The sequence below is a fragment of the Microbacterium sp. K35 genome (assembly GCF_004794375.1).
In the GTDB taxonomy this organism is placed as follows: Bacteria; Actinomycetota; Actinomycetes; order Actinomycetales; family Microbacteriaceae; genus Microbacterium; species Microbacterium sufflavum.
This window is the reverse complement of sequence record NZ_SSDM01000084.1, coordinates 1-6,663: the sequence shown is the minus strand read 5'-3', so window position 1 is coordinate 6,663 and position 6,663 is coordinate 1. Positions and strand designations below refer to the sequence as shown.

Here is a 6,663-nt window from a genome sequence, read left to right as displayed (position 1 = left end):
TCGTGGCCGCCTGGCTGGACCCCGAGGTCGACGCGGTCGTCACGGCCCGCGGCGGCTACGGCGCCCTGCGGCTGCTCGACGGCATCGACTGGGCGGCCATGCGGCGGGGAGCCCTCCGGCGGGACGGACGGCCGAAGCTGCTCACCGGCTCGTCCGACGTGACCGCGCTGCACGAGACCTGGCGCGCGCACCTCGGCGTCGCCACGCTGTTCTGTCCGATGGCGGGCAACAACGTGTTCCGCGACTCGCCGACCGTGCGCGACGACGTGCAGCGCTGGCTGTTCGAGCCCTGGCGCGGACGCGAGCTCATCGGCCCGAAGACCGAGATCATGACGCGGGGCCGGGCGGAGGGACGCTTCACCGGCGGCAACCTCAGCCTCCTGGCGGCGGGACTGGGGGCGCCGGAGGCCGCCGTCGCCGCCCCGGGCATCCTGTTCCTCGAGGACATCACGGAGGAGCCGTACCGGCTGGACGGCTTCGTGACGCAGCTGCGCCGGGCTGGGCGGCTCGCCCAGGCCTCGGGCATCGTGCTGGGCTCCTGGCACGAGTGCGGCGACCTCGAGCTCGTGCACGCCCTGATGCGCGACGAGTTCCAAGACCGCGGGGTGCCGGTGCTGTGGGAGCAGGGCTTCGGCCACGACCCGCACGCGCTCACGATCCCGCTCGGCGTGGACGGGGTGCTCGACGCGACCGGGGACGAGCCGCGCCTCACGGTCGGGCTGCCGGCATGATCGCCCTCCCCCCGCTCGACCCCCGGGCGACCTGGTCCGTCCGGCTGCTCGACGCGGACACCGGGGCGACCCTGGCCGAGCACGACCCGGACGTGCAGTGCGAGACCGCGAGCATCGGCAAGATCTTCCTGCTCATCGAGGTCGCCCGGCGGCTGGAGGACGGGACGCTCGCGGCGGACGCGCGCATCGACATCCCCGACGAGCACCGTGTCGAGGACTCGGGGCTGCTGTACCGGATGCACGACCAGCGCGTCACCGTGCACGACGCGGCACTCCTCGTCGGCGCCGTGAGCGACAACCTCGCCACGAACGCGCTCCTCCACCTCTGCGGACTCGACGCCGTCCGCGCGGTCGCCCCGGAGCTCGGCTACCGCGACACCGCGCTGCACGACTACATCCGCAACGAGCGCACGCCCGACCTGCCGTGGACGCCGTCGTTCGGCACCGCGGCCGAGCTGTCCGACGTGATGCGGCGGCTCGGCGCCGGCGAGGTCTTCTCCCCCGCCGTGAGTGCGCGCGTGCTGGACTGGCTGGCCGCCGACACAGACACGTCGATGACCGCCGACGCGTTCCTGCTCGACCCCCTCGCGCACGTCGAGGCCGAGTACCAGGGCCTGGTGCTGCGTCACAAGACCGGCAGCGTGGGCTTCGCGCGGGTGGACGTCGGACTGCTGCGCGGCCCGGAGGGCGCGGTCGCCTACGCCGTCGCGGCGAACTGGAAGACCGCGGGCACCGACCTGCGAGCGCCCGTGCTCGACGGCATGCGCGCGGTCGGCGAGCTCATCCGGGCGCACGTGACCGGACGCCCGCGCGACGACGGAGGGGACGCATGAGCGCGATCGACGTGGAGCTGCCGAGCGGGAACGGCACCGTGTGGTCGGTGCTCGTGCAGGACGTCGACACCGGCGAGGTGCTGCTGCGCCACGACCCCGAGGCCGTGCAGGACACCGCGAGCGTTGGCAAGATCTTCCTGCTGCACCGGCTGCTCGCCGAGGTCGACGCGGGCACCCGCACGCTGGAAGAGCGCGTGACCCGGCGCCCCGTGGAGGCCATCGAGGACTCGGGCCTGTGGTACCTGCTGCAGGCCGACGAGCTGTCGCTGTACGACGTGGCGGCGCTGATCGGCGCGGTGAGCGACAACGCCGCCACCAACACCCTGGGCCGCGTGATCGGCATCCCCGTGGTGCAGGAGCACACCCGGGCGCTCGGCTACACCGCCTCCGCGCTCGACGACATCGTGCGGTGGCCGATCCCGCCCGGCGCTCCCCGGACGCTGTCGCACGCGAACGCCGCGGAGCTCGTGCGCTTCATGTCGCGGCTCGCCGACGGCGCCGATCTCTCGCCCGCGTCGGCCGACACGCTGCGGCGGTGGCTCGGTGCCGGCATGGACCTGTCGATGGTCGCCTCGGCGTTCGAGCTCGACCCGCTCGCGCACTGGGGTTTCGACCGCGGCGTGTGGCTGCTGAACAAGACCGGGACGATCTCGCGGGTCCGCGCCGACACGGGCCTCGTCATGTCGCCCACCCGGCGCATCGCCTACGCCGTGCTGGCCACCTGGAACAGCGGTGCGGACGGCCGCGGCCCGGTGCTCGCGGCCATGCGCCGGATCGGCGAGGGCATCCACGCCGCGCTCGCCGACTGAGCACCGCTCGCACCGCAGGACGTCCGGGCGCGGTTGCCGTGACACGTCGCGCATCCGTCCTCCACGGCGACGTTTCCCCCCGGGTCGTGAACGCCGGTCAGACGACCCCGGCGCGCGCCAGGCGCTCGCGCACCCGATCGATCGGCACCGCGTGCGCCGTCCGCCCCTCGGGGCCCACGGTGGTCTCGGCGGCCAGCACGGAGTTGATCAGCGCCTCCTCGACCGCGTCCATCGTCGCGCCGAACAGCGGCGAGAGCTCGTCGTCCGCCGCGAGCCCGCCCGTCGCCGGGTCGTGCACGGAGAATGCGATGGCGTAGTCGCCGCTGCCCTGCGCGTAGTCGGCACCGACGCCCCGCATCGCGAACACGGCGCGGTTGGCCACGCGCCCGAGCTGGCGGCCGTCGACCGGCGCATCGGTGGCGACGACGATCATGCAGGAGTTCCCGACCGGCTCCGCAGGGTCGTCCGTGAGCAGCTCCTCCGCGGGCAGGGGCACCCCGGCGATGCGCAGCGTGCCACTGAAGTTCGTCTGCACGAGCGCGCCGACCGTGCACGGGGTTCCGGCCACGTCGACCACCCGCGACGCCGTGCCGATGCCGCCCTTGTAGCCGAGGGCGACCGTCCCGGCACCCGCACCGACACAGCCCTCCGCGACGGGACCGGACGCCGCCGCCTCCAGTGCCGCGACCACCTGCTCCTCGCCCACGGCCCGCCGACGGATGTCCGAGAGGAACCCGTCGTTCGTCTCCCCCACCACCGGGTTCAGCGTCGTCGTGTGCGCGTGCGCGGGTGTCGCCAGCAGGTGCCCGAGCAGCGCGTCGGCCACGCGGAACACCGACAGGGTCGACGTGAGGAGGATCGGCGTCTCCAGCGCGCCGAGCTCGCGCAGCTGCGTGGCACCGACGAGCTTGCCGTAGCCGTTGCCCACGGAGAGGTTCGCGGGAAGGCTGCGGCGCCGCGCGGTGAGCGCGTCCGGCACGATCGCCGTGACCCCCGTGTGCAGACCGTCGCCGTGCAGCGTGGCGTGGCCGACCCGCACCCCGGGCACGTCGGTGATCGCGTTCTCCGCACCGCGCGCGAAGGCTCCGGGCGCGACGCCGAGGTCGGCGAGCCGGGGACGGGTGGACGAGGACGACGGCGATGTCATGCTCCGATCCTCCCAGTCGCGGCGGGTGCGGGTCCGCGCCGCGCCGAGTGCCCGCCGCGGTCGAGCGACCCGCCCGCACGCTCGGTAGACTGGGCGGCACCACCCACACTCAGGCACGCTCACACAGTGCCGCATACATCGCTCGAGGAGACCTCCATGTCCGCCATCCCTGACAAGCCCGCACTCGAAGGTCTCGAAGCGAAGTGGGACGCCGCCTGGGCGGAGCAGGGCACCTACCTGTTCGACCGTCTGCGCGCCGCGGAACTCGGCCGTGAGGGCGTGTACTCGATCGACACCCCGCCGCCCACCGCCTCGGGCAGCCTGCACATCGGGCACGTGTTCTCGTACACGCACACCGACGTCAAGGCGCGGTACGAGCGGATGCGCGGCAAGACCGTGTTCTACCCGATGGGCTGGGACGACAACGGCCTGCCCACCGAGCGCCGCGTGCAGAACTACTACGGCGTGCGCTGCGACCCCTCGCTCCCCTACGACCCCGACTTCACCCCGCCGTTCGAGGGCGGAGACAACAAGTCCAGCCGTGCGGCCGACCAGCAGCCCATCAGCCGGCGCAACTTCATCGAGCTGTGCGAGCGCCTCACGATCGAGGATGAGAAGCAGTTCGAGGCACTGTTCCGGCAGCTCGGCCTGAGCGTGGACTGGACGCAGACCTACCGCACGATCTCCGACGACACGATCCGCCAGAGCCAGCTCGCGTTCCTGCGCAACATCGACCGGGGCGAGGCCTACCAGGCCCTCGCGCCGACGCTGTGGGACATCGACTTCCGCTCCGCCATCGCGCAGGCCGAGCTCGAGGACCGCGACCAGCAGGCCGCGTATCACACGATCGAGTTCCCCTTCGCGGACGGCTCCGGCTCGATCGCGATCGACACCACGCGTCCGGAGCTCCTCCCCGCGTGCATCGCGATCGTGACCCACCCCGAGGGCCCGCACAAGCACCTGATCGGCACGAAGGTGCGCACCCCGTTCTTCGGTGCCGAGATCGAGATCCACGGTCACCACCTCGCCCAGCCCGACAAGGGCACCGGTGCCGCCATGGTGTGCACCTTCGGCGACGTGACCGACATCGTCTGGTGGCGCGAGCTGCGCACGACCGATGGTCGCGACCTGCCGAACATGACCACGATCGGCCTCGACGGCCGGTTCCTCCCGGAGGCTCCGTCCCTCGTGGCCGACGCCGACGCCCGCGACTGGTACGCGGCCGAGGTCGCCGGCAAGACCGTGTTCAGCGCCCGCAAGGCGATCGTCGAGAAGCTGCAGGAGACGGGCGACCTGACCGCGGTCGGCAAGCCCTTCCAGCACGCCGTGAAGTTCTTCGAGAAGGGCGACCGTCCGCTCGAGATCGTGTCCACGCGCCAGTGGTACATCCGCAACGGCGCCCGCGACGGCGAGCTGCGCGACCAGCTGCTCGCGCACGGGCAGGAGCTCGCGTGGCACCCCGACTTCATGCGCGTGCGGTACGAGAACTGGGTCGGCGGTCTCACCGGCGACTGGCTCGTGTCCCGGCAGCGCTTCTTCGGCGTGCCGATCCCCCTCTGGTACGCGCTGGACGAGAACGGCGACCGCGACTACGACCGCGTGCTCGTCCCCGACGCGGCAAGCCTGCCGATCGACCCGACCACCGACGTGCCGGCCGGGTACACCGAAGACCAGCGCGGCGTGCCGGGCGGGTTCGACGCCGAGGCCGACATCCTCGACACGTGGGCCACGTCGTCGCTCACGCCGCAGCTCGCCGGCGGCTGGCAGCGCGACGAGGAGCTGTGGCAGCTCACGGCCCCGTTCGACCTGCGTCCCCAGGGGCAGGACATCATCCGCACCTGGCTGTTCTCCACCATGCTGCGCTCCACGCTGGAAGACGGCAGGGCCCCGTGGAAGAACGCCGCGATCTCCGGCTTCATCGTCGACCCGGACCGCAAGAAGATGTCGAAGTCGAAGGGCAACGTGGTCACCCCGGCCGACGTGCTCGACGCGCACGGCTCCGACGCGGTGCGGTACTGGGCGGCCTCCAGCCGACTGGGCATGGACGCCGCGTTCGACCCGCAGAATCCGACCCAGGTGAAGATCGGGCGGCGCCTGGCCATCAAGGTGCTCAACGCCGCGAAGTTCGTGCTGTCGTTCCCGGTGCCGGAGGGGGCGCAGGTCACCCACGCGCTGGACGCCTCGATGCTCACGGCCCTCGACGCCGTGGTGGCGGAGGCGACCGCGGCGTTCGACCGCTACGACGCCGCGCGCGCGCTCGAGCTCACCGAGGCGTTCTTCTGGACGTTCTGCGACGACTACCTGGAGCTGGTGAAGGAGCGGGCGTACAACCAGAACGACGTGGGACAGGCGTCGGCGGCACTGGCGCTGCGCCTGGCGCTGTCCACGCTCCTGCGTCTGCTCGCGCCCGTGCTGTCGTTCGCGACGGAGGAGGCGTGGTCGTGGTTCGAGCAGGGTTCCGTGCACACCGCCGCGTGGCCGGAGCCGCTGGGCATCGAGGGCGACGCCGCGGTGCTGGCCGCCGCGAGCGAGGCCCTGATCGGCATCCGTCGTGCGAAGACCGAGGCGAAGGCGTCGCAGAAGACCCCGGTGTCGCGCGCGGCGATCGCCGCCCCTGCCGCGAAGCTCGACGCGCTGCGCGCCGCCGCCGACGACCTCCGCGCGGTCGGCCGCATTGCCGAGCTCGAGTTCACCGAGGCCGAGGAGTTCGCGGTGACCGCGATCGAGCTCGCCCCGGTCGAGGCGTCGTGATGCAGCTCGGCACCCGCTGGGCCACCGGCACGCAGCCGCCCGCGTCGGTCCCGGAGGCGCTGCGCCCCGCGATCGCCGAGGTCGAGGCCCGCGGGCTCACCGGACACTGGACGCTCACCTGGCTGGAGGGCCGGGCACTCGCCGAGCTCGACGCGGGCTGGGAGGTCGTGCAGACGGCGTCCGGCGAGGTGGTGGCGCGTCCGTTCGAGGACTGAGCGGCCCCCGTGCGACGAGAGCCCCGGATCCTCTGCGGATCCGGGGCTCTCGCGTCCGTGGCAGGGGCCGTCAGCGGCGCGGCGCCCCGAGCTGGGCGAGCAGGTGGTCCACGGCGCGCGGGTCGTGGCGGCGAGCCTGCTGCTCCGCCAGCAGGTCGAGCGCGAGCTGGCGGAGCA

The 6,663-nt window shown here is 72.8% G+C and carries 6 protein-coding genes; 5 read left to right on the top strand and 1 reads right to left on the bottom strand.

Going from position 1 to position 6,663, the window contains the following annotated elements; translation table 11 throughout:
- From DW299_RS02300 to DW299_RS02290, 3 genes are all read left to right on the top strand, one after another.
- Positions 1–731, top strand: a 731-nt coding sequence (locus DW299_RS02300) for a S66 peptidase family protein (RefSeq protein WP_136035493.1), incomplete at its 5' end; no start/stop codon positions are given.
- Positions 728–1,564: a serine hydrolase gene (locus DW299_RS02295; RefSeq protein WP_136035492.1), complete on the top strand. Its 837-nt coding sequence runs from the start codon at positions 728–730 to the stop codon at positions 1,562–1,564. The genes DW299_RS02300 and DW299_RS02295, both read left to right, overlap by 4 nt.
- Positions 1,561–2,373, top strand: coding sequence for a serine hydrolase (locus tag DW299_RS02290; protein ID WP_136035491.1), 813 nt, complete (start codon positions 1,561–1,563; stop codon positions 2,371–2,373). The genes DW299_RS02295 and DW299_RS02290 overlap by 4 nt, the downstream gene beginning before the upstream one ends.
- A 97-nt stretch (positions 2,374–2,470) precedes the next feature.
- Here the strand turns inward: DW299_RS02290 and DW299_RS02285 are convergent, their stop codons facing one another.
- Positions 2,471–3,520 (bottom strand): P1 family peptidase, encoded by a 1,050-nt coding sequence (locus DW299_RS02285; protein WP_136035490.1) that lies wholly within the window; start codon positions 3,518–3,520, stop codon positions 2,471–2,473.
- Positions 3,521–3,676: 156 nt separating this feature from the next.
- On the opposite strand from DW299_RS02285, the gene valS reads away from it, so the two are divergent.
- Both valS and DW299_RS02275 read left to right on the top strand, forming a co-directional pair.
- Entirely contained in the window at positions 3,677–6,271 is a 2,595-nt protein-coding gene (gene valS / locus DW299_RS02280; RefSeq protein ID WP_136035489.1) for a valine--tRNA ligase, read from the top strand.
- Complete coding sequence (locus DW299_RS02275; protein WP_136030907.1) at positions 6,271–6,486, top strand: hypothetical protein; 216 nt, start codon at positions 6,271–6,273, stop codon at positions 6,484–6,486. Before valS ends, DW299_RS02275 begins: the two co-directional genes overlap by 1 nt.
- Positions 6,487–6,663: the final 177 nt, after the last annotated feature.

What these genes read in the sequence shown, in the direction of transcription:
- DW299_RS02290 (WP_136035491.1), top strand. Translation starts at nt 1,561, where the DNA reads ATGAGCGCGATCGACGTGGAGCTGCCGAGCGGGAACGGCACCGTGTGG.
- DW299_RS02275 (WP_136030907.1), top strand. Translation starts at nt 6,271, where the DNA reads ATGCAGCTCGGCACCCGCTGGGCCACCGGCACGCAGCCGCCCGCGTCG.
- valS (WP_136035489.1), top strand. Translation starts at nt 3,677, where the DNA reads ATGTCCGCCATCCCTGACAAGCCCGCACTCGAAGGTCTCGAAGCGAAG.
- DW299_RS02285 (WP_136035490.1), bottom strand. Translation starts at nt 3,520, where the DNA reads ATGACATCGCCGTCGTCCTCGTCCACCCGTCCCCGGCTCGCCGACCTC.
- DW299_RS02295 (WP_136035492.1), top strand. Translation starts at nt 728, where the DNA reads ATGATCGCCCTCCCCCCGCTCGACCCCCGGGCGACCTGGTCCGTCCGG.